The sequence below is a fragment of the Arthrobacter sp. CAU 1506 genome (assembly GCF_005047635.1).
Classification (GTDB): domain Bacteria; phylum Actinomycetota; class Actinomycetes; order Actinomycetales; family Micrococcaceae; genus Crystallibacter.
Genome location: NZ_SUKC01000001.1, coordinates 324,308 through 348,326 on the forward strand (window position 1 = coordinate 324,308; position 24,019 = coordinate 348,326).

At 65.8% G+C, this 24,019-nt stretch carries 20 protein-coding genes; 8 read left to right on the plus strand and 12 right to left on the minus strand.

Annotation, left to right across the window (positions count from 1 at the left end; all coding sequences use genetic code 11):
* Positions 1–132: 132 nt before the first annotated feature.
* The 3 genes from E4J89_RS01380 to E4J89_RS01390 form a co-directional block, all read right to left on the minus strand.
* Positions 133–1,722: a bifunctional diguanylate cyclase/phosphodiesterase gene (locus E4J89_RS01380; protein ID WP_136784298.1), complete on the minus strand. Its 1,590-nt coding sequence runs from the start codon at positions 1,720–1,722 to the stop codon at positions 133–135.
* Complete coding sequence (locus E4J89_RS01385) at positions 1,712–2,098, minus strand: STAS/SEC14 domain-containing protein (RefSeq protein WP_136784299.1); 387 nt, start codon at positions 2,096–2,098, stop codon at positions 1,712–1,714. The genes E4J89_RS01380 and E4J89_RS01385 overlap by 11 nt, the downstream gene beginning before the upstream one ends.
* A gap of 224 nt (positions 2,099–2,322) precedes the next feature.
* A complete protein-coding gene (locus E4J89_RS01390) occupies positions 2,323–3,360 on the minus strand; it encodes a hypothetical protein (protein WP_136784300.1) in 1,038 nt (345 codons plus the stop codon).
* 207 nt (positions 3,361–3,567) lie between these two features.
* On the opposite strand from E4J89_RS01390, the gene E4J89_RS19330 reads away from it, so the two are divergent.
* Positions 3,568–3,732, plus strand: a complete 165-nt coding sequence (locus tag E4J89_RS19330) for a hypothetical protein (RefSeq protein WP_169303887.1) — start codon at positions 3,568–3,570, stop codon at positions 3,730–3,732.
* 84 nt (positions 3,733–3,816) lie between these two features.
* Here the strand turns inward: E4J89_RS19330 and E4J89_RS01395 are convergent, their stop codons facing one another.
* Positions 3,817–5,547: an ATP-binding protein gene (locus E4J89_RS01395; protein ID WP_136784301.1), complete on the minus strand. Its 1,731-nt coding sequence runs from the start codon at positions 5,545–5,547 to the stop codon at positions 3,817–3,819.
* Positions 5,548–5,812: 265 nt separating this feature from the next.
* Between E4J89_RS01395 and E4J89_RS01400 the strand changes: the two genes are divergently transcribed.
* Genes E4J89_RS01400 through E4J89_RS01410 form a run of 3 tightly spaced genes read left to right on the plus strand, consistent with a single transcriptional unit; the run spans position 5,813 to position 8,612 of the window.
* Complete coding sequence (locus E4J89_RS01400) at positions 5,813–6,781, plus strand: ATP-binding cassette domain-containing protein (protein ID WP_136784302.1); 969 nt, start codon at positions 5,813–5,815, stop codon at positions 6,779–6,781.
* On the plus strand, positions 6,781–7,605 hold the full coding sequence (locus E4J89_RS01405; RefSeq protein WP_136784303.1) for an ABC transporter permease: 825 nt from the start codon (positions 6,781–6,783) through the stop codon (positions 7,603–7,605). The genes E4J89_RS01400 and E4J89_RS01405 overlap by 1 nt, the downstream gene beginning before the upstream one ends.
* Complete coding sequence (locus tag E4J89_RS01410) at positions 7,602–8,612, plus strand: DMT family transporter (RefSeq protein WP_136784304.1); 1,011 nt, start codon at positions 7,602–7,604, stop codon at positions 8,610–8,612. Before E4J89_RS01405 ends, E4J89_RS01410 begins: the two co-directional genes overlap by 4 nt.
* Here the strand turns inward: E4J89_RS01410 and zapE are convergent.
* Positions 8,532–9,683, minus strand: a complete 1,152-nt coding sequence (gene zapE / locus E4J89_RS01415) for a cell division protein ZapE (RefSeq protein ID WP_169303888.1) — start codon at positions 9,681–9,683, stop codon at positions 8,532–8,534. The genes E4J89_RS01410 and zapE overlap by 81 nt on opposite strands.
* Before the next feature lie 200 nt (positions 9,684–9,883).
* The gene (locus E4J89_RS01420; protein ID WP_136784306.1) at positions 9,884–10,459 is read right to left on the minus strand and encodes an NAD(P)H-dependent oxidoreductase; all 576 of its coding nucleotides are present in this window, start codon (positions 10,457–10,459) and stop codon (positions 9,884–9,886) included.
* Positions 10,460–10,584: 125 nt separating this feature from the next.
* Between E4J89_RS01420 and E4J89_RS01425 the strand changes: the two genes are divergently transcribed.
* On the plus strand, positions 10,585–11,076 hold the full coding sequence (locus tag E4J89_RS01425; RefSeq protein ID WP_136784307.1) for a MarR family transcriptional regulator: 492 nt from the start codon (positions 10,585–10,587) through the stop codon (positions 11,074–11,076).
* Positions 11,077–11,150: 74 nt separating this feature from the next.
* Here E4J89_RS01425 and E4J89_RS01430 read toward each other — a convergent pair whose 3' ends face one another.
* The 5 genes from E4J89_RS01430 to E4J89_RS01450 all read right to left on the minus strand — a co-directional run bounded on the left by E4J89_RS01430 (position 11,151) and on the right by E4J89_RS01450 (position 17,540).
* Complete coding sequence (locus E4J89_RS01430) at positions 11,151–13,082, minus strand: ABC-F family ATP-binding cassette domain-containing protein (RefSeq protein ID WP_136784308.1); 1,932 nt, start codon at positions 13,080–13,082, stop codon at positions 11,151–11,153.
* Positions 13,083–13,153: 71 nt separating this feature from the next.
* Positions 13,154–14,089 (minus strand): 4-(cytidine 5'-diphospho)-2-C-methyl-D-erythritol kinase, encoded by a 936-nt coding sequence (locus tag E4J89_RS01435; RefSeq protein ID WP_136784309.1) that lies wholly within the window; start codon positions 14,087–14,089, stop codon positions 13,154–13,156.
* A gap of 12 nt (positions 14,090–14,101) precedes the next feature.
* A complete protein-coding gene (rsmA, locus tag E4J89_RS01440) occupies positions 14,102–14,944 on the minus strand; it encodes a 16S rRNA (adenine(1518)-N(6)/adenine(1519)-N(6))-dimethyltransferase RsmA (RefSeq protein WP_240691650.1) in 843 nt (280 codons plus the stop codon).
* A gap of 199 nt (positions 14,945–15,143) precedes the next feature.
* Complete coding sequence (locus E4J89_RS19865) at positions 15,144–16,256, minus strand: resuscitation-promoting factor (protein WP_276606326.1); 1,113 nt, start codon at positions 16,254–16,256, stop codon at positions 15,144–15,146.
* Between the two features lie 330 nt (positions 16,257–16,586).
* Positions 16,587–17,540, minus strand: coding sequence for a TatD family hydrolase (locus tag E4J89_RS01450; RefSeq protein WP_136784311.1), 954 nt, complete (start codon positions 17,538–17,540; stop codon positions 16,587–16,589).
* Between the two features lie 147 nt (positions 17,541–17,687).
* Between E4J89_RS01450 and E4J89_RS01455 the strand changes: the two genes are divergently transcribed.
* Genes E4J89_RS01455 through E4J89_RS01465 form a run of 3 tightly spaced genes read left to right on the plus strand, consistent with a single transcriptional unit; the run spans position 17,688 to position 22,503 of the window.
* Entirely contained in the window at positions 17,688–18,743 is a 1,056-nt protein-coding gene (locus E4J89_RS01455; RefSeq protein WP_240691620.1) for a MoxR family ATPase, read from the plus strand.
* Positions 18,744–18,748: 5 nt separating this feature from the next.
* Entirely contained in the window at positions 18,749–20,122 is a 1,374-nt protein-coding gene (locus E4J89_RS01460) for a DUF58 domain-containing protein (protein ID WP_136784312.1), read from the plus strand.
* Positions 20,119–22,503: a DUF3488 and transglutaminase-like domain-containing protein gene (locus tag E4J89_RS01465; protein ID WP_136784313.1), complete on the plus strand. Its 2,385-nt coding sequence runs from the start codon at positions 20,119–20,121 to the stop codon at positions 22,501–22,503. The genes E4J89_RS01460 and E4J89_RS01465 overlap by 4 nt, the downstream gene beginning before the upstream one ends.
* On the opposite strand, the gene E4J89_RS01470 is transcribed toward E4J89_RS01465, so the two are convergent.
* The gene (locus E4J89_RS01470) at positions 22,491–23,972 is read right to left on the minus strand and encodes an NAD-dependent succinate-semialdehyde dehydrogenase (RefSeq protein WP_136784314.1); all 1,482 of its coding nucleotides are present in this window, start codon (positions 23,970–23,972) and stop codon (positions 22,491–22,493) included. The two genes, E4J89_RS01465 and E4J89_RS01470, sit on opposite strands and share 13 nt — an antisense overlap.
* Between the last annotated feature and the right edge of the window lie 47 nt (positions 23,973–24,019).

Consider the following 24,019-nt stretch of genomic DNA (forward strand, 5'->3'; position numbering starts at 1 on the left):
TCGTTTCGGTGAATCCGCCGGCGGCTATGGACCTGTTGCGGGAGCGTTTGCCCTCAACGTGGCCCGGGCGCCCGGTGGCCACTTACCCCGTAGCCCACTAACTCCACGGCCTACCGAACTGCGACCGGGGCGCTATTCGGGGAGCACCGAGGACGCCATGCCGGCGAGGTCGGTGTCTACTGCCTCGGTTGCGACGGGGAGCCGAGCGCCGCTGCGCAGCAGATGGGCGATCCGGTCGGCTGCTACGGGTTTGCTGAAGTAGAACCCTTGGCCCCCGGTACAGCCCAGATCACGCAACTGCTCGGCCTGTTCCCGCGTCTCGATTCCTTCGAAAATCGCATCCAAGCCCGCCGCACGGATGAGCTGCAGCACCGCCGCGATGAAATCCTGCTGCGATCCGTCGGCCGAATGCGTGGCAATGATGGAGCGGTCGACCTTGACCAGGTCCACCGGCAACTCGCGCAGGTAGCTGATCGACGAGTAGCCGGTGCCGAAGTCATCTATTTCGATGCCGATGCCGAGTTTGCGCAGGGCGAGCAACGAGTAAGTTTCCACTTCGCCGCCGGTGACCAGGCCGGTTTCGGTGATTTCCAGGACCAGCGATTCGGCGGCTATCCCGGAATCCCTCAAGACGCCACGGACGTAGTCCACCAAGTCGATCCGCTGCAGTTCGGCTACCGAGAGATTGACACGGATTTGGAACCCGGGGTCCAAGTCCAGCGCAGCGGACCACTCAGCAAACTGATGCGCAGCCGCCGACAGAGTCCAACGCCCCAGGTCAATGATCAGGCCAGTCTGCTCGGCCATCGGAATGAAGTCGCTGGGCATGATGCGGCCCCGAATCGGGTGGTTCCACCTGACCAGTGCTTCCACCCCCAGCGGGCGCCCGGTGCACAGATCCACCACCGGCTGGTATTCCAGCTCGAATCCCCCGGTGGCTATGGCCCCGCGGAGTTCGGACGCCATCTGGTTGTGCAGCTGGCGCGCTTGCAGCATGTGGGACTGGAAGATCTTGATGCGATTCTGCGGATCCTTCTTCGCCTCATACATGGCCGTATCCGCGTCCAGTAGCAGGCTCTGCGAGCTCTGCCCGGCATCTGCCACTCGCACGCCAATACTGGCCTGCGGCCACACCGTCAGTTCGTCCAGCCGGATATCGTCGTTCAGGACGCCCAGGATCCGGTGGGCCACCTGGAGCGCGAGATCGGTGGTGGCACGCGGCAGCAGGATAGCGAATTCATCTCCGCCCAACCGCGCGACTGTGTCTACATCACGCACGATCGACCGAAGCCGGTTGCCAACCACCGTCAGCACGCGGTCGCCGGCGTCGTGTCCGAAACTGTCATTGACCTGCTTGAAGGAATCCAAATCCAGTAGCAGCAGGGCGGGAGCTCGCTGGCCGGATCGTGCGTCCTCGAGGGCGGCGGCCATCTCGTTGGCCAAAGCGGTTCGGTTGGCCAGACCGGTCAGGGCATCGGTCAGTGCCATCCGGCTCATGTCCCGATGAGCCTGCCGCAGCTCCGCGGTGCGGGTTTCAACGCGCCGTTCCAGCTCCGAGTAGCTCAGCTGCAATTCCTCAGCCAGGAGATTCACCCCGGTGATCACCGCGTCGATCTCGTCCCGTGCCGCCGACGGTTCGACTCGTGTGGTCAGGTCCCCGCCGGCCAGGCTAACCATGCCATCGACCAGCCGCTGCAGCCGCGGGTCGGGGTTATGCGGCATTATCCCGTTCCAGCCACTCAAGGGCCTGCGGTTCGGAGTCAAAATAGCGAACGGGGCAGTCGGAAGGTTCAGCCCCCAGCACGAAGTTGGCAATCACCCGGTCCACGGGCGATTCACCGACCAAGGCAATCGCGGAAGCGTTCGTCTGCCGGCCAAGCATCGAACGAGCCATGCGCGAAATCGAAGCCACGCCCTTCAACCGCATCAGCACGCGGCAGGGTCGGCCGCCGGAGAGAACCTGAAGCTGTGACGAGGTGCTGACGGCAACTTCGTCCGTGAAAGCAGCGCCCCTCGGCAGATCGACGCTGATAATTCCGTCGCCGGAACGGCTGATGTCTGCAGCAGCGGCGTCGACCGCGCCGGCTACGCGGCCCATACGGCCGTGTTGTCGTTAGATACTTCTCCTGTAACCCTTTCGGACCAGCCATGACCTAACACGTGCATTCGCTCCCCAACGATTCGAAGGGAGCATGCGCTCCCGTCCAACAAATCCAGAACTTACTGCTTCATTACCTACTGCCACAACGACTGTCCGTCATTTGTTCATAGCGTAAACGAACGGTGTTCACGACACGCGCAATGACACGACGAATAATACATTTACGAAGCCTGCGGGAACCCTGCGATCTCCGCCGCAACCTGGGCAGCACGGTCCTTGGCACCCGACTGGTCGAAATAGGCTCGACTTTCTTTCAAATGACGCAGCGCCGCCGAGCAATCACCTTTCACTCTGAGCGTCTTGCTGAGCAGCAAGTTGGCTTCCCCGGCGGTTTGATGAGCCATTGACGGCGACTCCTCACAGATCGGCACCAGAAGTTGGGCAGCTTCATCAATTTCGCCTCGCTGAAAGTGCCAGTGAGCCCGGTTCAATTGGTTCATGCGGCGGACGTCATCCGTCAAGCCGATGATGGAAGCTGCCAATTCTGCACGGTCCATGCAGTCTTCCGCTTCAGTGTCGGCAATTCCAGCGGCGAATCTCATCGCTGCCGAGGCCCTATTGAACCAGGCCCAAAGCGATAGATCATTCGACGGAGACAGGTGTTCCGCCGCAAGCTGGTGGTACCTTACGCCCTCTCGCGGGTCCTGGCGAAGGAAAGCGACATTTCCAACCGCCCAGTATCCCTTTCCCGCCATTTGAGCGTCGTCCGATGCCTCCAGCAGCTTGATGAGGCACTCGCATTGCTGCCAGGCTTCATCCATTCGATCGTTTTCAGCCAAGGCTGCGACAAGAGCCGTCAGGGCGGACACTCTGATCTCACTCCGCAGTTCAGCGGACTCACTCAATGCCACAGCCGAGGTTGCGAACGTCAGCGCGTCCGACAGTTCACCTGCTCCCTGAGCGGCGACTGATTTTATCGTCAACACCCGGCTAAGTAGTTCAGGAGAGTCACCTGTCAGCGCGTGGGCTTCGAGCATCCCGGCGGTGTTAATGCATTCATAAAAGAGGCCCGCATCTCGGAAGCATTCAGCTTCCAAGAACGTCATGTGCCACCATGTCCCTTGATCGCCCTCGGCAGCAGCCTGCTCTGCGCGCTCCCTGGCGATATTGCGCGCCAATACATAGTCACGCTTGGCAAAGGCATCCCGCGCCCTCAGCTCTAGCAATATGCCATCGCCAGCACCAGCTGCTATCACCATGTGCGTTCCTCTCCCACTGTTTTGCCACCTGCGCAGATCAGACGACTCTCACACTGATCTTATTCGCAAAGCGAGATGTCTACGGGAGCAGCGAAATGTGTCGTTTCACCTCTAGCTCCACAGCTGCCTGCTCTGTACACTTGCAATGTCGGCAGGTCCTGCATGGATTTGCAGATCCATGCATAACAAGTGAATGAGGGAGTCTCCATGAAGAAGTTTTCCGCAACCGTTTTGGTTGCAGCCGTCCTTGCAGTGGTCGGTGCAGCCGCGCCTGCCGCAGCAGCAGATTCCTCCGATTTGTCCAACATTGTTGTGCAAAGCAAAACCTTCAATGGTGGCCTCTCCACCAACGCAGGCAACTGGCCGCACTAAGTAGTTGAGCTGAGCGGGATGCGTTCCGCTCACCGGCTAAGGCCGTGATGCGCATCTTCGGATGCGTGTCACGGCCTTTGTGCTTTAGGAAACAGTCACAGAGTCTGTGGCTTCGGCGGCGCGGTGCTGACCGTCGTCGGCCGAAAGTGGCAGCGTGATGGTGAATGTAGTGCCCACTCCGACGGTGGACTCGACGGAAACGCTGCCGCGGTGCTGGTCCACCATTCCCTTGACGATCGCCAGGCCCAGACCGGTGCCTTGGATGGCGTGCGCGTTGGAAGCGCGGTAGAAACGGGAAAACAGCTGCGGCAGGTCCTCTTCCGGAATGCCGATCCCGCTGTCAGCGACGGTCACAATGGCGCAGGGAACACCGTCGTCGTTATCAGGGCCGGAGCCGACGGTGACCCGCACCGCCCCATCCTGCGGGGTGAACTTGACGGCGTTGGACATGATGTTGGCGAAGACCTGTTCCAGCATCTTGGCATCACCGTCTGCGGCAAGCCGGGTATCCAGTCCCTCGGCCACAAGTCTGACGTTCTTGGCCTGGGCCGCCGGCTCGAGTGCCGTGGCCACCATGCGCAGCAACTGCGGCAGGTCTACCGGTTCCGTGGTTAGTCCGCTGCTCTGGAAGTCCATGCGGGACAGCGTCAGCATGTCTTCGATCAGCTCGCGCAGGCGGGTGGCATTGCGCCCCACGACCTTGAGCATGCGGGCGACGGACTCCGGGACTTCGCCCGCGTCTCCGTCCAGCACCAGTTCCAGGTATCCGGTGATCGAGGTCAACGGGGTCCGGAGCTCGTGGTTGACCGTGGCCACGAAGTTCGACTTGGCTTGGTCCAGTTCGCGGAGCTTTTCCACGACTTCTTGCTGCGCCGTGATCAAGTGCCCCTGGATCAGGCCGTGGGCCAGATTCCCGGCCACATGCTGCAGCAGCGAAATTTCGGCCGGTGACCACGGCCGCGGCTGGCCGTGCCGGATCAGGCACATCAGCCCGAACGCTTTCGTCCCCTGTCCCAGCGGCGCCAACACTGACGCCTTGCCACGCGCCGTAGCAAACCATTCGGCCAGGTCGGGGTGGTCTGCAGTGTCGATCCTGCCGTCGTCCGCCGACGTGAGGACGCTGCCCTTGGTCCAGAGAGCGGAGGCCAGTTGCAGCACCTGCTCCTCGGTGCGGTGCGGCATGGCCATGGTGTCCTGCGCGGATTCGCAGGCCCACTGGGCGTCGGTGTGCGGAACCCGTTCATCGTCCAAGGTGCGGATCCAGACTTGGTCCGCTTCAAAGGCCGCGCCGATCCCACTCAGCGCAAGGGAAATCATCTCGTTCGGGTCGTTGGTGCTGCGGATGCCCTCGGATACGCGCCGGATCTGGTCTCGGAGGACAGCCACGCCGTTGCGCTCGCGCCTCCGCTGTTCCGACCTGGCGAGCGTCACGCGCACGCGGTTGCCTACGGTGGACTCCGACAGCGGCTTGATCAGATAGTCCGAGACGCCCATTGCATAGCCGCGTTCAACCAGCGGCAGTTCGTCTTCGGTAGCCATCAGCATCACGCGCCATTGGCTGCCGGACTGGCGGTCGGACAGCCGTCGAACGGCTTCCATCCCTGCGAGTGACATGTCGCCGGCGTCCACCAGGAGGATGTCCGGTGGATTTCGCTGCAGCTCGTCCAACACCTGTGCGACGGTGGCATAGGCCGTCACGGTCATCCCGTCGGCTTCGAGGACTGCGCTCACAAACTCCCGGATGGCAGCATCGGTTGCACCGACCAGTACCGTTGGGCGAACTGCTGGCCCGAGCTCACCTGCAACGGTCCGCACGGCGATTCCTCCTGCGTTGAACGCGGCCCGGCGTCGTCCCGGTCCCCCTGACGTTATGAATGAAGACTAGCAGTGCACTCGGACGGTCAATGGCAGATTACGCAGGAGTTCCCAACCGCGGCGAAGACACCGGACCTCGGCGGAGCGACTCCGCCCGGGGCCAGCTGTTCAAGGACCGTTCCTGTCCTGAATCCCTCCGCACTCCATAGACTCGCCACTCCCGTGGGCGTAGCGTTTTGGGCATGGCACCGACCGGGGAAATCCAGTGATCCATACCGACAAGCTCACGAAGCACTTCAAGAACAAGAAGGAAACGGTGGAGGCGGTCAAAGGCGTCGACATCGATATCGCACCAGGCGAACTGGTGGCCTTCCTCGGCCCCAATGGAGCCGGCAAGTCCACGACGCTTCGGATGCTGACCACGCTGCTTTCCCCGACTTCGGGCAGTGCCAGGGTGGCCGGCGTCGACGTGGTGGCAGATCCCGCTGGAGTGCGCTCCCGCATCGGCTACATCGGCCAAGGCAACGGCGGCGGCCACAGCTACCGGGTCATCGACGAGCTGATCATGCAGGGCCGCTTCTACGGCATGAACAGCGCCGATGCCCGCGCCCGGGCCCGCGAACTCTTGGTCACGATGGACCTGCAGGAACTGGAAAAGCGGACGGTCATCAAGCTCTCCGGCGGCCAGCGCCGCCGGATGGATGTGGCTCTGGGCCTGATGCACTCGCCCCAGTTGCTGTTCCTCGACGAGCCGTCAACCGGCATGGACCCCCAGAACCGTGCGAACCTGTGGGACCACATCATGCGGTTGCGCGCGGAGCACGGAACCACCATCGTGTTGACCACGCACTATTTGGACGAGGCGGACTCCATGTCCGAACGGGTGATCGTGATCGACCACGGCAAGATCATCGCCGACGACACAGCTGCCCGATTGAAGTCCAATCTGGCCGGAGACCTGCTGGCGGTGGAGGTCGCTCTCGCCTCCGTCCCGGCAGCGCGCGCTGTTCTGGGCCAAGCGGCAGCGGACGGGGAATTGGAAGAGAGCAGGCACGACGGCGGTGCCAGTTTCCGTGTCCGGCTGCCCGATGGGGCGCGGCTTGCGCCCGGGCTACTCAAAGCGCTCGACGATGCCGGCGCTCCTGCGACGTCGCTAAAGCTGAACCCACCGACCCTCGACGACGTGTTTCTGGAACTGACGGGCCGCAGCCTGCGGGAAGGAGCCGAGGTCTAATGCACGCCTCATCGATAGATCTCGCCCACCCCGACGGTGCCGCCGTCACCAAACCGGGCCTGGGAAAAATTGTCCAGGACACCAGGTTCGTGTTTTGGCGTGAGCTGCTGCTGGTTCTGCGGGATCCGTTCTCGCTGGTCTTTTCGCTGCTGCAGCCGCTGATTTTCCTGGCACTGTTCGGTCCCCTGCTCGGCGCCGCCGTTGGCACTGAGGCTTTCGGCGGGGAGAGCTCGCTGCAGTGGTTCCTGCCCGGCGTCGTCGTGATGATCTCCCTCTTCGGCACCACCATGACCGGATCCAATTTGCAGTACGAATTAATGACCGGCTCGTACGAGCGGATTCTGGCCACGCCGTTGTCCCGGTCCTCGCTGATGATAGGGCGGGCGCTGAAGGAATGGGCGCCGCTGGTGGCACAAGGGCTGCTCATCGCGCTGGTCTGCATCCCGTTCGGATTCGTTTTTTATCCGCTGCACGTACTTCTGGGCCTGCTCATTTTGGGAATCTTCGGGATCGGGATTGGCGCGCTCTCCTACACCCTGGCCCTCATCACCCAGGGCACCGAATGGGTGTTCTGGGGCGTGCAGCAAACCCTGCTCTTCCCGTTGATGATTCTCTCCGGCATTATGCTGCCGATCGAGGCAGGGCCTGGCTGGATGCAGGTGCTGAGCCGGTACAACCCGCTCACCTATCTGGTCAACGCCGAACGGGAACTCTTCGCCGGCAACATCGGCACGGATGTGCTCTGGGGTCTGCTGGCCGCTGTGCTGACGGCCGCCGTCGGGCTGGCGATCGGCATCCGCACCACCAAGAAACAGACCATATGAAACCGCACCTGAGTGGCGAGGCCGCAGCACAGCCACCCGTCGCGCGGCAGATCAGCGCCATCCCGCCGCTGGTCCTCGCGGCCATCGCGGTGACTGTGTTGGCGTGGGCCAGCGCGTTCATCGTGATCCGCGGCGTTTTGCCGCATTTCGGACCCGGTGCGCTCAGTCTGCTGCGGCTCGCCATCGGCTCGGCCGTACTCGCCCTGCTGCTGATTGGCCGGCCTTGGGTGACGCCGAACCCCAGGGCGTGGCTGCTGATCATCGGTTGCGGACTCATGTGGTTTGGCGTCTACAACTTTGCCCTCAACACCGCCGAGCAGACGCTCGACGGCGGCACTACCGCCATGATCGTCAATTTCGCCCCCATCCTGACGGCGTTGGGCGCCGGGCTGTTCCTGCGTGAGGGCATTCCCGGCTGGCTGGCGGTCGGTGCCGGCGTTGCCTTCCTGGGCGTGGTCCTGATTGGCTTCGGCACCGGCGGCGGCGGCGCCGGAGGGACCGGACTGCTGTGGGCGCTGGCGGCGGCGTTGACCTATTCGGCCGGCGTGTTGCTGCAGAAGCCAGCGCTGGGCAGCGTTCCCCCGAGCCAAGTCACCTGGCTGGCCTGCACCGTCGGGGCGGTCTCATCGCTGCCCTTCGCCGGCGAGCTCCTGGCCGACCTGGCCAGTGCGCCGGTGGCAGCAACCATGGGCGTGGTGTATTTGGGCGTTGTTCCCACGGCGCTGGCCTTCAGCACCTGGGGGTATGCCCTGGCGCGGATGCCGGCCGGGCAATTGAGCGTATCCTCCTACCTGGTTCCACCGGTTGCCATCCTGCTCGGATGGCTGTTCCTCGGGGAAGTTCCGACGGCGGTGGCCGTAATCGGCGGCATGGTCTGCCTGCTGGGCGTGGCCCTTTCCCGCCGTCGCGGCCGGCAGGCGGGGCAGTCAGCCGCCGACGCCCACGCTGCCGAGCGTCCGCAGCCGGCTGGCAATGCGGGAGACGTCCACCGCGGACGGGCTGGCTGACGGCCCCAGGTCCAGCGGCTCAGCGCAAATCAGCGTCAACGGCACGTCCGCGTCATAGAGGATGTCCACGATATTGCTCAAGCGCTGCCATCCATTCATGCTGATGTCTCCGCGGCGCGGCACTCCGGAAATGACCCAGTGGGCCGAGTGCGGCAGCAGGGTCAAATAGTCGGAGGCCGCCGTGGGGCCTTCGCACAGATCCTGAAAATCGAACCATGCTTCATCCGCCGTGCACCGGAGCGCGGGGAGCGGCTGGCTCCCCGGTCGCAGCTCGCGGGCCTCGGCCGCTGTCGGCCACGCAAGGCCAGCTTCGGCGATCCGCGTGTCATTGGGGCCTTCCGGGGCGAGCACCATGGCGCCGTCGCTGAACCGCTTGGGGCGGGCGCCGCCGTCGTTCTTCTGGCCGCTCGGCCGGCCGGCGGACAGCGTTCGGTAGTCCATGGGGCCGGCGATGGAGGCAACGTGCATGGTGCTGTGGATCAACGCAATCGTCGGCTCGAACAGGGAATGGAAGTTCTCGCTGGGCATCAGCCGCTCGGGCGGATAATTGGAGGTGGCCACCAGGGTGATTCCGCGGCGGTGTATCTCGCGCAGCAGCCGCGCCAGCAGTTGGCCGTCGCCTGGATCATGGACGTGGAACTCGTCCACGACCAGCAGGGAACAGTCCTTCAGCAAGGTGGCAATGGCCATGTCGACGGCGCTGGTTCCCGGCGGCCGGGCAGCCGGATCCTGCGCATCGCGCCGGTGGGCGTGCAGCTGGCGGAAGAGGTCGTGGAAGTGCCAGCGCTTTTTCTCCGGCAGATCCAGCGCTTCGAAAAACTCTCGGGCCAGCCAGCTTTTGCCCCGCCCCACCGGCCCCCACAGGTAGAGCCCGCGCCGCCTGCCCGGAAGCGCCAGTGCAGTGCCCGCCGTCAACGAGGCACCGGCATTGGCCAGCAACCGCACCGCCTCCTGCTGGTCGCCATCCAGGCGGAAGCCGGCAGCGGAAGCGGATCGCTCGAAATGGTCCAGCAGGCGTCGCCGGGTGCGCGCCTTGCTGGGCAGGCCCGCCGCAGTGTTTCCCGCGTCCACGCAGGCCCTCCTTCTCCCGATCCCCCGCAAGGCTGTGCTTCAGGCTGCTGTCGATTCCATGCGTCCAGCCACTCCGGCCGGGAACCAGCTTAACAGCGCAGGGTTTTAACGGCGGCAGGGCGCCCCGGCTCCCTTCCGGGAAGCACAGAGCGCCCTGCTGCGGGGAGCGTCAGGCAGCCAGAGGCCGCCGGTTCCGCAGGTTAGTTGGCAGCGACAGCGGCGGCGCGGACAGACTCCATGGCCTTGGTCCACGGGACCAGCTGGTCGATCATCGGGGCCAGGGTGCCGGCGTTCTGCTCGGTCGGCTTGAAATCGGCAAAGTTCTCGAAATCGGTGAAGAGCGAGAACATGACCTGGTTGCGCACGTGGGCGATCTGCAGTTCGGACAGGATGTTGCGCAGGTGCTCGGCGGCACGGGCGCCACCCATCGAACCGTAGGAAACGATGCCGGCAGCCTTGTTGTTGAACTCGACGTTCAGGTAGGACAGGGCGTTGGTCAGGGCCGGGGTGACGGTGTGGTTGTACTCGCCGGTGACGAAGATGAAGCCGTCGAACTCGCTGATCTTGGCCGACCAGGTCTTGGTGTGGTCGTTCTGGTAGTTCTGGTAGGCGGCCGGGTAAGCTTCGTCCAGCAGGGGCAGGTTGAAGTCGGCGATGTCGACAACCTCGAACTCGGCGTCGGTGCGGCCGGCTGCCTGGGCGAGAACCCAGTCGGCAACCTGCTTGTTGACTCGACCCGGACGGGTGCTGCCGGTGACGATAGCGATCTTGGTCATGAATGAACCCCTTCGAGGTCTGGTCCCGACGTGCCGATGTTGTTGACACGTCATGGTTTTGTTGACACGTCAATGATGCAGGACGCAAACTTGAATTGTCAACTAAGGGCGAGAAAGGGAACAGCGTGAACTCCGAAACCCGTTGGCTGGACGATCACGAGCAGGAGATCTGGCGCGCCTTCCGCGAATTGCTCTGGGGCTTCGAGTCGGCCTTGGACCGGCAGCTGCAGCGGGACTCCGACCTCTCCGCCGTGGAGTATTCGGTCCTGGCCTCCCTGTCGGAGGCCGAGGAAGGAGTCATGCGGGCGCGGGACATCGCCCAGCAGTTGGACTGGGAGCGAAGCCGGCTGTCCCACTTGCTCAAGCGCATGGAAGCCCGCGGACTGGTGAAGCGGGTAACCTGCCCCACCGACGCCCGCGGTTTCAACGTCTCAATGACCGAGGCCGGCTGGCATGTCATCCATCAGGCGGCGCCCGGCCACGTGACCTTTGTGCGGGAGAACGTTTTTGATCCGCTCTCGGCCGCGGAGCGCGAGGCGCTGCTCTCGGCAACCACCAAGATCCAGCAGTCCGTCCGCGACGCCGGCCTCTGGGGGAACACCGGAAAGACGTCCTGACCGGAAACTCTCTCGGGGCGGCAGGACGCCGTGGACCTGCGTCCTGACCGGAAACTCTCCCTGGGCGGCAGCGGTCACTCCAGGATTTCGGAGACCTCCAGCCACTCCAGTTCCAGACCTTCCTTCTCTTCGGCGATCTCCTGCAGCTTCCGGTTCATCTCCGCCAGCCCGGAAAAATCGATGTCGGCCTTGGCGCCGGCTGCGTCCATCTGCTCCTTGAGCTTGACCTCCTGCTGACCCAGCTTGCCCAGCTGGCGTTCAATCCGGTTGAGGTCCTTCTTCGCCTGACGCTTGTCCGCTTCGGAATGCACGGTGCCGGCAGCCGTTTCGGCAGAGTCGCTGCCGCCGGACGGAACCGCCGAAGACTTGCCGGCCAGCGCCGCTTCGCGCAGCTCAAGGTACTGGTCCACTCCCCCAGGCAGCCCGCGGAGCTTGCCGTCGCCCAGCAGCGCCATTTGGTGGTCCGTCACCCGTTCCAGCAGGTACCGGTCGTGCGAGACCACCACCAGCGTGCCCGGCCATCCGTCCAGCACATCCTCCACCGCTGCCAGCGTGTCCGTATCAAGGTCGTTCGTGGGCTCGTCCAGCATCAGCACATTGGGCTCGCCGACCAACAGCCGCAGCAATTGCAGCCGCCGCCGCTCGCCGCCCGAGAGGTCCCGCACCGGAGTCCACTGCTTCTCTTTGGAGAAGCCGAGCTGTTCCACCAGTTGCCCGGCTGACACCTCGCGCCCGCCGATGTTGAAGACCTGGCGTTCGCGCTGGATCACTTCCACCACCCGCAGGTCCAAGACATCGTCGAGTTCGCGGACCTCCTGGGTCAGCATGGCGGTCTGCACCGTCTTGCCCCGCTTCACCTTGCCGGCGGTCGGCTCGATTTCTCCGTTGAGCAGCCGCAGCAGGGTGGTCTTGCCTGCGCCGTTGACGCCCACCAGGCCGAGCCGCTCGCCCGGTGCCAGCCGGAGGGTGATGTTGTCGAAGAGCGGACCGGATCCGCCGTTGAGATCTCCGCGCGCTCGTTCCTCGCTTGGTCGATCACTGGGGCGCGCTCGTTCCTCGCTTGGTCGATCACCGGGGCGCGCTCGTTCCTCGCTTGGTCGATCGCTGGGCCGGGGCGGCGGCGTGTACGTCACATGTTCAAGGTCCAGCACGTCCTTGCCCAGCCGGGCGGTGGCCATCTTGTTCAGCGCCACCGTATCCCGGGGCTCGGGCACATCGGCGATCAGTTCATTGGCGGCTTCGATCCGGAACTTCGGCTTCGCGGTCCGGGCCGGCGCCCCGCGGCGCAGCCAGGCCAGCTCCTTCTTGACCAGCTGCTGCCGTTTCCCTTCGACGACGGCGGCCATCCGGTTGCGTTCGGCACGGGCCAGAACGTAGGCGGCATATCCGCCGTCGAACGGGTCGACGACGCCGTCGTGGACTTCCCACGTGCGGGTGCACACTTCGTCCAGGAACCAGCGGTCGTGGGTGACCACCAGGAAGGCACCCTCATTCGGGCGCCACCTGGTCTTGAGGTGACGGGCAAGCCATGCCACGCCTTCGACGTCGAGGTGGTTGGTCGGCTCGTCGAGCATGATCACGTCATGCGGCTCGATCAGCAGCTTGGCGAGGGCCACCCGGCGCCGCTGCCCGCCGGACAACGACGACACCGTGGCATGCCAGTCGACGTCGCCCACCAGCCCGTCCATAATCTCGCGGATCCGCGGGTTCGACGCCCACTCGTGCTCGGCTGCTTCACCGACGATGGCCACGCCAACCGGCAGGTCGCCGTTAAGCACGTCCTGCTGGTCCAGATAGCCCACGTTCACGTCGCCGCGTTTGGTGACCCGGCCGTCGTCGGGCGTGCTTCGCTGCGACAGCAGCCGCATCAAGGTGGACTTGCCGTCGCCGTTGCGCCCCACCATGCCAATCCGGTCGCCTTCGTTCAAGCCGAGGGACACCGAATCCAGGATGGTGCGGGTGGCAAAGGAGACGCTGACGTTTTCTGCGCCGAGCAAGTGGACCAAGGATGCTGCTTTCTGTTGCTTTGACTGAGTGCTTCAGGCGGACCGTAGGCTGGCCTCGCGCGGCCGGGGCCTCAAGCCATAATGCGGGCGCCGTGTACCGGTCCGCGGACCGGCAAGGCCACCACACCGGCGACGTCCGAGAGCCGCTGTGCCAGTTCTGCCGCTTCCTGCCGTCCTGCGGTCAGGAAGGCGACGGTGGGGCCGGAACCGGAAACCAGTCCGGCCAGCGCGCCTTCGACCCGGCCCAGTTCCAGGATATCGGCAAGCTCGGGTGCCAGTTCGATGGCTGCCTCCTGCAGGTCATTGTGCAAATAACCCGCCAGCTGGTGAACGTCGCCGGACTGCATCGCCTGCAGAATCGCCGGCTCCACCTGTTCGGGCTCGGCCGGCACTTCTCCCCGGCGGGCCCGCAGGTCGTCCGCCACGGCATAAACCTTGGGCGTCGACAGACCGAACGAGGCCGGAACCAGCACCCAGTGCATTTCGCTGCGCGCCAGCGCCGGAGTCAACCGGTCCCCCACCCCGAGTCCGACCGCAACTCCGCCGTGCAGCGCGAACGGCACGTCCGCGCCGAGTCCGCCGGCCAGCCCGATCAGTTCATCGCGCGAGTAGCCGGTGTTCCACAGCGCGCTGCAGGCCACCAGGGCGGCAGCCGCGTCGGCGGAACCGCCGCCCATCCCGCCCGCAATGGGGACCCGTTTGGTGATGTCCAGGTGAACGCCCTGCGGATGGCCGGAGGTTTCGCGGATGAGTTCCGCGGCCTGCACAGCCAGGTTGGAGGCGTCCAGCGGGATCCCGTCCAGGTCGAAGTCCAGTCCCACTCCATTGCGCACACTCACCGTGATGGCGTCGTCGTCGCGTGCCGTGGCGGTGACTTCCTCGTAGAGCGACAGCGCCAGATAAACGCTGGCCACCGAGTGGTAGCCATCCGCCCGGGGACCGCCCACCCGGAAGGAGACGTTGATCTTTCCCGGCGCCATCACGCGGACCGGACGTGTTCTGCTCATGCCACCATCTTCCTAGCCGACAAGCGGATGGTTGAATTCCGCGATCCGGGCAAAGGCAGCAACATCCAGCACTTCCCCGCGGGCGCTGGGATCCACATTCGCCTGGCGCAACGCTTCCTCCGCCCGCGCCGCGCTCCCGGCCCACCCGGCCAGGGCCGCCCGCAGCGTCTTGCGGCGCTGCGCGAAGGCTGCATCGATGACGGCGAAGACTTCGCGGCGCGGGGCACGGGTGACCGGCGGCGCGCCGCGGGTGAATTCCACCAGGCCTGAGGCGATCTTCGGGGCCGGCCAAAACACGTTCATGCCGATCACCCCCGCCTTGCGCATGCTGCCGTACCACGCGGCCTTGACGCTGGGAACGCCGTAGATTTTGGAGCCGGGCTTGGCCGCCAGCCGGTCGGCCACCTCGTCCTGGACCATGACCAGGCCGTGCCGCAGCGACGGGAAGTGCTCCAGCAGGTGCAGGACCACGGGCACGGCAACGTTGTAGGGCAAGTTGGCAACCAGTGCGTCCGGCGCCTTCGGCAGTTCGGTGACCTGCAGCGCGTCAGCCAGCACCACGTCCAACCGGCCGGCAGCCTCGGGACGCCATTCGGACGCCGTCTGCTCCAGTCGGGCGGCCAGCTTGGGATCGATTTCGACGGCGACCACGTGCCCGGCTGCATCCAGCAGTCCCAGCGTGAGGGAGCCGAGGCCGGGACCAACCTCCAGCACGGTCTCGCCGGGCTCAACGTCAGCGGTGGCCACGATCCTGCGGATGGTATTGCCGTCGATCACGAAGTTTTGACCGAGGGTCTTGGTGGGCCGAACGTCCAGTTCGGCGGCGAGCCGGCGGATGTCGGCTGCCCCGAGCAGCGGCTTGGTGGGTGCGGCCGCGGCTTCCCCGTCGTTCTGCCGGGAGCCGGTGCCGGGAGCGGAATGTGGTTCTGTCACTGTGCCATCGTATCGGTCCGGCGGCCGCTGCCGGGGCGGACGCCGCCCCGCCCGCTGAATGCACGTCGGGCCCGGGCAGTGATGCCCGGGCCCGACGAGGGAGGAATAACTGGCGGGATGCTTAGAGCAATCCCAGCTTGGAGGCACAGGCCGGCCAGTGGCCCCATCCGCCGTTGCCGCGCAGCACTTCAGCGGTCGCGATCTGCTCCGACGGAGTGGCCATGTAGGCGTACGGGGCGTACTTGCCGCCGCCGGCGCCCAGCCATGAGCTGGCACTGAATTGCAGGCCTCCGGAGTAGCCGTTGCCCGTGTTGATGGACCAGTTGCCGCCGGACTCGCATTCTGCGAGCGCCTGCCAGGTGCCGCCCACGTTGGCGTTGTTGACCTTGGCCGGGCGCTTCTTCGTGCCGACAGTGACCTTCTGGCTGACCGGTTCGCGGGTGACCTTTTCCTTGACCAGCTTCCGGCTGGTTTCCTTGCCGTCGGTCAGAACGATCTCGTAGACCTTGACCCGTTCGCCGGCCTCGCCGGCCCGGGTGACCTTTTCCTCGTCGGCGTACATGCCGGAGTTTGTCGTCTCGTCGGTACCAAACGCGATGGACTCGGTCTCTTCGACCCGCTCGCGGTCGATCCGGGTCACCTTGACCTTGATGCCCTCCTCGACCGGCTCCTTGGCGGCAACGGAGAGCTTGTCGTCCTTGCGGACCTTGATGTCATGCTCCTGCAGCAGGTCCCCGATGGTGGTCGCGGTGGTGACTTCCTTGCGGGTCTTGCCGTCGACGGCAATCGTGACACGCTTCGGGGTCGAGATGGTGACCGCGCCCACCGAGGCCAGTTCGGCGGTCAGCGGAGCCGACAGGGCGGACTTGTCCGTCACTTCCAGCTCGTCCAGCAGTTCCCGGACCGTCGCGGCCGTCGTGTGGACCGTGGAGCTGTCGCCGTCCACGTTGACGTTCACCGGCTTGGCGGTGACCACCTCAATGCTGGCGCCGTCGGAGATTTCCTCACCGACTGCTGGTGTGACGTCGTCGAGTTCGCCTACCTCAACTTCGGATTCGGCGAGTACATCCGCCACCGTCGAACCGAAGGTGGAGACAGTGCTGGCCTGCCCGTCTACCGTCAGCGTCACGGACTTGTTGTTGCCTACAAAAGCAACCAGCCCAAGGACCAGTGCGGTCATGACGACGACCTGGCCGGCGATTTTCACCCAGCGGTTCTTCAGCGCGTTAGTCACGGTTCCCGAATCTGTTGCAGTATCCGGGCACGGGGACATAAAGGCACACGCCAAGGGCGCGCCGATTTCCACGGCACGATGCGAGTGCAGGCAGCACCTACAACGGCTGTTTGGGCGTACGAACGGAACGTCCAACGGCAACCGCTAAAGGTGTGGCAATGTCCGGATGCCTTCCCCGACCCCGGCCATTAGCTACCTACCGTAATCGAAACGTGACATGGCGACAAGCCGGGCTACCGGCGGGTAGTCACGGGCCGCACTGCGCAGCAGCTGACTCCGGAAGCCTCGCCTGCCTGCTTTCGGGGGCTGGCTAGGAAAAACACCTAGGTGTCATTCGCTGCGCCACGAGCCGTAAACGTGCTGCGTGTTCTCCGCCACTTCTGTGCATAACGTGGCCAGATCCTTGTCCAGCACCTGGGCCATCGAACGCACGGTGTAGGGCACCAGATAGCTGGCGTTGGGGCGACCGCGGTAGGGATGCGGCGTCAGGAACGGCGCATCCGTTTCGGCCAGCACCAGTTCCGGTTCGGCCGTGGCCAGCGCCTCGCGCAGACCGTCGGCATTCTTGAAGCTAACAGTGCCTGCGAAGGACATGTGCCAGCCGTTGTCATTGCAGATCCTGGCCAGCGACGCGTCCCCGGAGAAGCAATGGAACACCACCTTTTCCGGTGCGCCCTCCTCGCGCAGCACCCGGACCACGTCCTCGTGGGCGTCGCGGTCGTGGATCTGAAGGGCCAGGCCCAGTCGCTTGGCCATGTCGATGTGGCGGCGGAACGACTCGTGCTGGGCACTCCGGCCGCCGGCTCCCGTGCGGTAGTAGTCCAGGCCGGTCTCACCGATGGCCCGGATGCGCGGGTGCCTGGCTATCTCCTCAATCTCCGCCAGGGCCTGCTCCAGCGTTCCTGCTTCGGCCAGCGGCGGCGCATCATTGGGATGGATGGCCACCGCACCCAGCAGCCTGGGCTCGGCCTGGACCGCCTGGAGCGTGAAGCGCGAGGACTCCAGATCGCAACCAACCTGGACGGCACCGGCGACGCCAACCGCCTCGGCAGCGTCCATTGCCTGCCGGACCGTGACCGACACCAGCCCGTCGCGAAAGTCCAGATGGGTGTGGTTGTCCATCACCGGCACCGGCAGCGGCTCGGGGGCCGGCGGATAGCTCAGATTACGACGACGGCCGTCGCCCTCGGTGGGGCTGCGCACGGCTGACGCCTTGGCTGCTGTGCTGTCAACTGTGTAGGCGGGGGGTGTTTCGCCGGCAATCGCGGCTGGAAAATTGGCCATGATGCCAGCCTACTGAAGCTCCGGCTGCGATTGAGCGGCCGTCAGCGGCGTCTCAAACAAACGTTTCATGTGTCTACCGCATCACACAGGCAGCAAGTAGGGTTGAGACAACCGGCCCTCGGGGAAGGCATACCGGAAGGTACTTTCATGGATACGCAGCAGGACATGGCAGAGGCCGGGACTATCCGCTCCAACAGCGCTGGGCTGGGACACAGCGCTGAGCCGGGACAAGGTGAGGGGCTCGCGCTCGCCGAGTTCCACGACGCCTGTGGTCGGATCAGGGCTGCGATCGAGACCGTCATCGACGGCAAATCGGAAGCGGCCCGGCTTGCATTGACCGTTCTGCTCGCCCAGGGGCACCTGCTCTTGGAGGACGTGCCTGGCGTCGGCAAGACCATGCTGGCGAAAACACTGGCCAAGACCATCGACTGCAGTGTGCACCGGATCCAGTTCACCCCGGACCTGCTGCCCTCCGATGTCACCGGCGTCTCCATCTACAACCAGGACAAGCACCGGTTCGAATTCCGGCCGGGACCGGTGTTCGCCAACATCGTCATCGGCGACGAGATCAACCGTGCCTCGGCCAAGACGCAGTCGGCATTGCTCGAATGCATGGAAGAACACCAAGTCACGGTGGACGGCACCTCCTACCCGTTGGACACTCCTTTCATGGTGATCGCCACCCAGAACCCGATTGAGATGGAAGGAACCTACCCGCTGCCGGAAGCCCAACGGGACCGTTTCATGGCGCGGATCTCCATGGGCTATCCGGACCTGCGTGCGGAAATGGACATGCTGGAGACCCACCAGTCCGTCTCACCGCTGGTAAACGTGCGTCCCGTGGTCACAGTGGACGAGGTACGCAGCATGGTCGCAACGGTCCGCGATGTCTACGTCTCGCCCGCCGTGAAGGAATACACGGTCAACATCGGCCGGGCCACCCGGGACCATCCGCATCTGCGACTGGGGGCTAGCCCGCGGGCCATGCTGCAGTTGCTTCGTGCGGCCAAGGCGACGGCGGCACTGAACGGCCGCGACTTCGTCCTGCCCGACGACGTAGCCAGCGTGGCCGAAGCCGTGCTGGCCCACCGGTTGATCCTCGACCGGAAAGCCGTGACGGCCGGCGAAGACGCTTCCAGCGTGGTGGCGTCCGTGGTGGCCAAGGTCCCGGTGGGCGGCGAGTCCCGCCGCGTCTCCCCCTGACGGCCATGGACGCGTTCGGCTGGCTGCCTACCCGGTACATCACGCTTCGCGGCTGGGGATTTGTGGCGGCCGGCACGCTGGCGCTGCTGCTGGCGCAGGTGCTGGGACGCCGCGACCTGCTGGCGCTGGGCGTGTTCCTCATCGCCCTGCCGCTGCTGGCGGCGGCGGCGATGGTGCTCCTGAAGCCCCAGTTCACCGTGGAACGGAAGTTCCGGCCCGCCGCCGTCGAAACCGGCGTCGTCGCCCAGGTCGAGTTGACGGTGCGCCGCGGCGGGGGTTCGCCCGGGCTCGTCTACATGGAGGAGCAGCTGCCGCTGCGCTTTGGCAAGCCGCCGTCGTTCCGGTTCCCGGCGCGGCACCCGTCCCGGTCCGGAGCGAGCATCTACGAATACAAGCTGCGCTCCAGCCAGCGCGGGCTGTTCGCCATCGGACCGGTCACTGCAGATTTCACTGATCCCTTTGGATTGGCCAATCACCGGCACCATCTGGGGGAAACCAGCCCCTTGGTGGTCACCCCGGCCCCCGTGCAACTGCCTGCCACGTCGCTGACCGGGGCACGCGGCTCCGACGGCACGGCGAGCACCCGGCGGCAAGCCAATCCCAGCGACGACGACGTCATGACCCGCGAATACCGGTACGGCGATCCGATGCGCCGGGTCCACTGGGCAGCGACCGCCCGGCAGGGCGAGCTCATGGTCCGGCAGGAAGAATCAGTGACCACCCCGCAAGCGACGATCGTGCTGGACCGGCGCGCGTCGGCCTTCGGTGCCGGCCTCCTGCCGTCGTTCGGCGATGGCGGCAGCCATCACGGCGATCTGCTGCATACCTCGCCCACCTTCGAATGGGCCGTCACCGCCGTCGCCTCGGCCGCCAACGACTTCCTCCAGCGCAATTACACTGTGCGGCTCCTCGACCCACACGCCGCGGCGGCGGTCCTGGAGTCCCCGTCGGCTCCGTCGCCCGGTCAGGAAGAATTCGACGGGCCGGCGGGCTATCAGGATCTGGCTGAAGGGCTGGCCGCGCTGGGCCTGGCCGACGACCACCGCAAGTCCGAGCGGCATCCGGCCGCGCCTGCGTTCGGGGACCGGTTGATGGACAAACTTGCGGCGCACAAATACAAGGGGCCGCTGGTCGCGATCCTGGGCCAGATCGGCGTCGACGAAGCTCGCCTGCTGGCACCTGCTGCCGAATTCGGCTCGCATGCCTTCGCACTGATCGTCACCGAACGCCCGCAACAGGCGAGGGCCGCCATGGACCTCCTGCGCACCGGTGGCTGGCGGACCGTGGCGGTCAGTCCCAAAGCCTCGGTGTCGGCTGCCTGGGCCCACTTCGACCTCAGCGATCGCATCGAGCCGGTGGGAACAGGAGCGGCGTCGTGACCGTCACGCTGGACAAGCCCGCCGACCGCCTGGCGCCGGGAACATCCCGCCGCGCTGGCGGCCGGCCTCCCTCCCCCGGCCTCGCGCCGTGGCTGATGAGCGCCGCCGTCGCCGTGGCTGTGCTGCTCACCGCCGCCAACTTGCACGGAGTCCTCGAGGGCTGGAGTTGGCTGTTCCAAGTCGCCGTCACGGTTGGTGCCATCGAGGCCGCCACCGGTCTGGCACGCCGGTTGGAGTGGCCGCCGTTGACCGGGGCGCTGCTGGGGCTTGCCGCTCTGGTGATGTCGGTCAATGCCATGTTCCTGGCTCCGACCAGTTTCCTGGGCGTCATCCCCGGGCCGGACACCTTCGCGGCCCTGGATCCCCTGCTGGAGGAAGCCCGGGACACCGTGGTCTCGCAGGTGGCGCCGGTGCTGGTCAACCCGGGTGTTGCCCTGGCGGCCTGTGTGGGAGTCGGATTGATCGCCCTTTTGGTGGACACCTTGGCCGTCCCGCTGCAGATGCCGGCCATCAGCGGTCTGGGCCTGCTGGGTTTGGTCTCTGTTCCGGCAATGATCAAACCGAACAGCATCGGCGCGGCCGGATTCTTGGCGGCCGCCGCCGGTTATCTGCTGCTGCTGGGATGCGCGCATTGGCTCGCCGCCGACGGCAGCGGCCGGGGCCGCCTGGCATCGTCTGAGCATCTGCGCCGCGCCTCAGGCATCGCCGCGGCCGGATTGGCGGCCGCGCTGGTGCTCCCGCTGGCCATTCCGGGCTTCTCCTCCGGGTTGTTCCCGGAGGGGTCGCGGCTGAACTGGGGGGCGCCCACCGGGCTGAATCCGGTGGTCAGTCTGGGCGACAACCTCCGGCGGCCCGGGGCCTTCGGCCGGATGACCTATGCCACCGATGCCCAAGAGCCGTTGTACCTGCGATCGGTCACGCTGGAGAACCTGACCGGTGCGCGCTGGAGCCCCAGCCCATTCGGGGGCAACAAACGAACCGGCATCGACGAACTGGACGTACCCGGCGTGCAGAACCTGCTGGCATCCGGCGAGGTGACCACCACGCTCATCAGCACGGCGTCTTTCACCAGCCCGTGGCTGCTGGTTCCCTACGCTCCGGCGCAAGTCTCCGGTGCCCGCGGCCAATGGAGCTGGGATCCAAGCACGCTGAATATCCGCGGGGAATCGGGCACCACCACCGCCAATCAGGACTACGAAGTGCGCAGCGTCAAGCCTCGGCTGACCCGGGACATACTCCGCGCCGCCGAGCCCGCCAACAATGCTGTGGTCGACCCGGTCTTCTCCGAGCTTCCGCGCAACATGCCTGACATCATTACCGATACCGCCGCGTCGGTTCTTGACGGACTGGACAGTCCGTTCGAGCAGGCCATGGCCATCCAGACCTACCTGCGGACCTCCGGTTTTGTGTACTCCGAACAGGCCCCCGTGGACGGCGGCTATGACCAGAGCGGATTCGACGTGGTGGCGGCCTTCTTGGAGGAGAAGTCCGGTTACTGCATCCACTACGCGGCGACCATGGCCATCATGGCCCGGATCGCCGGCATCCCCAGCCGGATGGCGGTTGGCTATGCACCGGGTCGTCCCACCGGAACCGTGCTCACTGACGGCCCTGGTGCGGACCTGAAGGAGTACGAGATCGATTCCCGGGACGCCCACGCCTGGCCGGAGCTTTTCTTCAGCGGCGTCGGCTGGGTCTCTTTCGAGCCAACCCCGTCACGCGGCGTGTTGCCGGCGTACGCGCAGACCGAAACCACCCCCGGCTCCCCCACGCAGCCGGAGGACGTTCTCCGGCCCACAAACCAGCCCCGGCCGGGCGCCGGCGCCGCCGGCGAGCAGGCGGAACCAAATTCGCCGGCTCCTGCCGAGGACGACGTGCTGTCCCGACAGCTGTGGTCGGCGGCGGTTGCGGCCGTGGTGCTGGGCCTCCTGCTGACGCCGCTGCTGCTGCGCCGCCGTCGCACCAGTCGGCGCCGGGCGGCGCTGGCAGCCGGCGGAACCGGACGCAGGGCCGCCGTCGCCGCGTGGGTAGAAGCCGTGGACGTCGCAGAGGACCTCGGCTGGGCAGCGGCCGCAACGGAGACGCCGCGGGCTTTCCAACAACGTCTGGACGACGCCGGAGTGGTCACCGGTGAGTCTTCCGCCGCCTTGTCCCGGCTGCGGGCAGGCTACGAACGGGCGGCGTATGCAGCACCGGAGACTCCGGCGCCGGACGGCCACAACGCTGCCCGCTGGGCGGACGTGGAAGCCGTCAAGGGCCGGCTCCAAGAGCGGGCCGGCTGGAAGCGGCGCTTGGCGGGGCTGTTCTGGCCCGCCTCGCTGTTCAGCCGCCGGCCGTCCGGAGCGGACGGCCGACGGGCGGATCAAGACTACTTGGCGTAGGGGTCCGCGATCCCGATGTACTGGACGGTGGTGTACTCGTCCAGGCCTTCTGCGCCACCCTCGCGGCCCATGCCGGACTGCTTCACTCCGCCAAACGGGGCGGCCGCATTGGAGATCACGCCGGCGTTGTAGCCCACCAGGCCGAATTCGATCTGCTCGGAGACGCGGAACATGCGGTTCACGTCACGCGAGTAGATGTAGGAAGCCAGACCGTACTCACTGGCGTTGGCCAGGGCGATGGCCTGCTCCTCGGTTTCGAACGTGGTCACCGGTGCGACCGGGCCAAAGATCTCGCTGCGGAGGATGTCGGCGTCGTTCGGAACGTTGGCCAGCACGGTCGGCTGGTAGAAGTAGCCGTCACCGTCCACCGGCGCACCGCCGGTGCTGACGGACGCTCCGGCTTCCACGGCTGCGGTCACCAAGGCGTGAACGTCGTCGCGGGCGCCGCCGTCGATCAGCGGGCCCACCGTGGTGTCGGCCTCGGTGCCGCGTCCGGTCTTGAGCGCCTTCATGGCATTGGCAAACTTGGTGGTGAATTCCTCGGCCACCGAGGCCTGGACCAGGAAGCGGTTGGCCGCGGTGCAGGCCTCGCCCATGTTGCGCATCTTGGCGGCCATGGCTCCCTCGACGGCCTTATCCAGGTCGGCGTCCTCGAACACGATGAACGGGGCGTTTCCGCCGAGCTCCATCGAGGTGCGCAGCACGTTGTTGGCGGCGTCCTTGAGCAGCTGCTTGCCCACCGGGGTGGATCCGGTGAAGGAGACCTTGCGCAGCCGCGAATCCTGCATCAGCGGACCGGAGATCCCGGACGCGCTCTTGGACGAAACCACGTTCAGCACACCGGCCGGAAGGCCCGCCTCGATCATGGTCTGGGCGAAGAGCTGGCTGGTCAGCGGGGTCAACTTGGCCGGCTTCAGCACCATGGTGCAGCCGGCGGCGATGGCGGGCCCGACCTTGCGCGTGGCCATGGCCAGCGGGAAGTTCCAGGGGGTGATCAGCAGGCAGGGACCGACCGGCTTGCGCTGGACCAGGATCTTGTTCTTGCCCTCCGGCGTGGTCAGGTAGCGGCCGTAGTCGCGGACAGCCTCTTCGGAGAACCAGCGAAGGAACTCGGCACCGTAGACGACCTCGCCGCGGGATTCGGCCAGCGGCTTGCCCATTTCCATGGTCATCAGCAGGGCGAAGTCCTCGGCCCGCTCAGTCACCAGTTCGAAACCGCGGCGCAGGATCTCGGCGCGCTCACGCGGAGCGGTGCGGGCCCAGGAGGCCTGCACCTTGTCGGCAGCGTCGAGGGCGGCGAGCGCATCCTCGCTGGTGGCAGACGCCAAGGTGGCCAGCACCTTGCCGGTGGCAGGATCCGCCACCTCGAAGGTGCCGCCGTCGGAGGCGTCGCGCCATTCGCCGTTGATCAGCAGGCCGGTAGGTACTTTGGCGAGCAGTTCTGCTTCGCGGGCTGCGGTTTCAGCCATGGCGGTGCCTCCAAATGTTCAGGATTGAGTCCGTGGGCGCAGTGCCC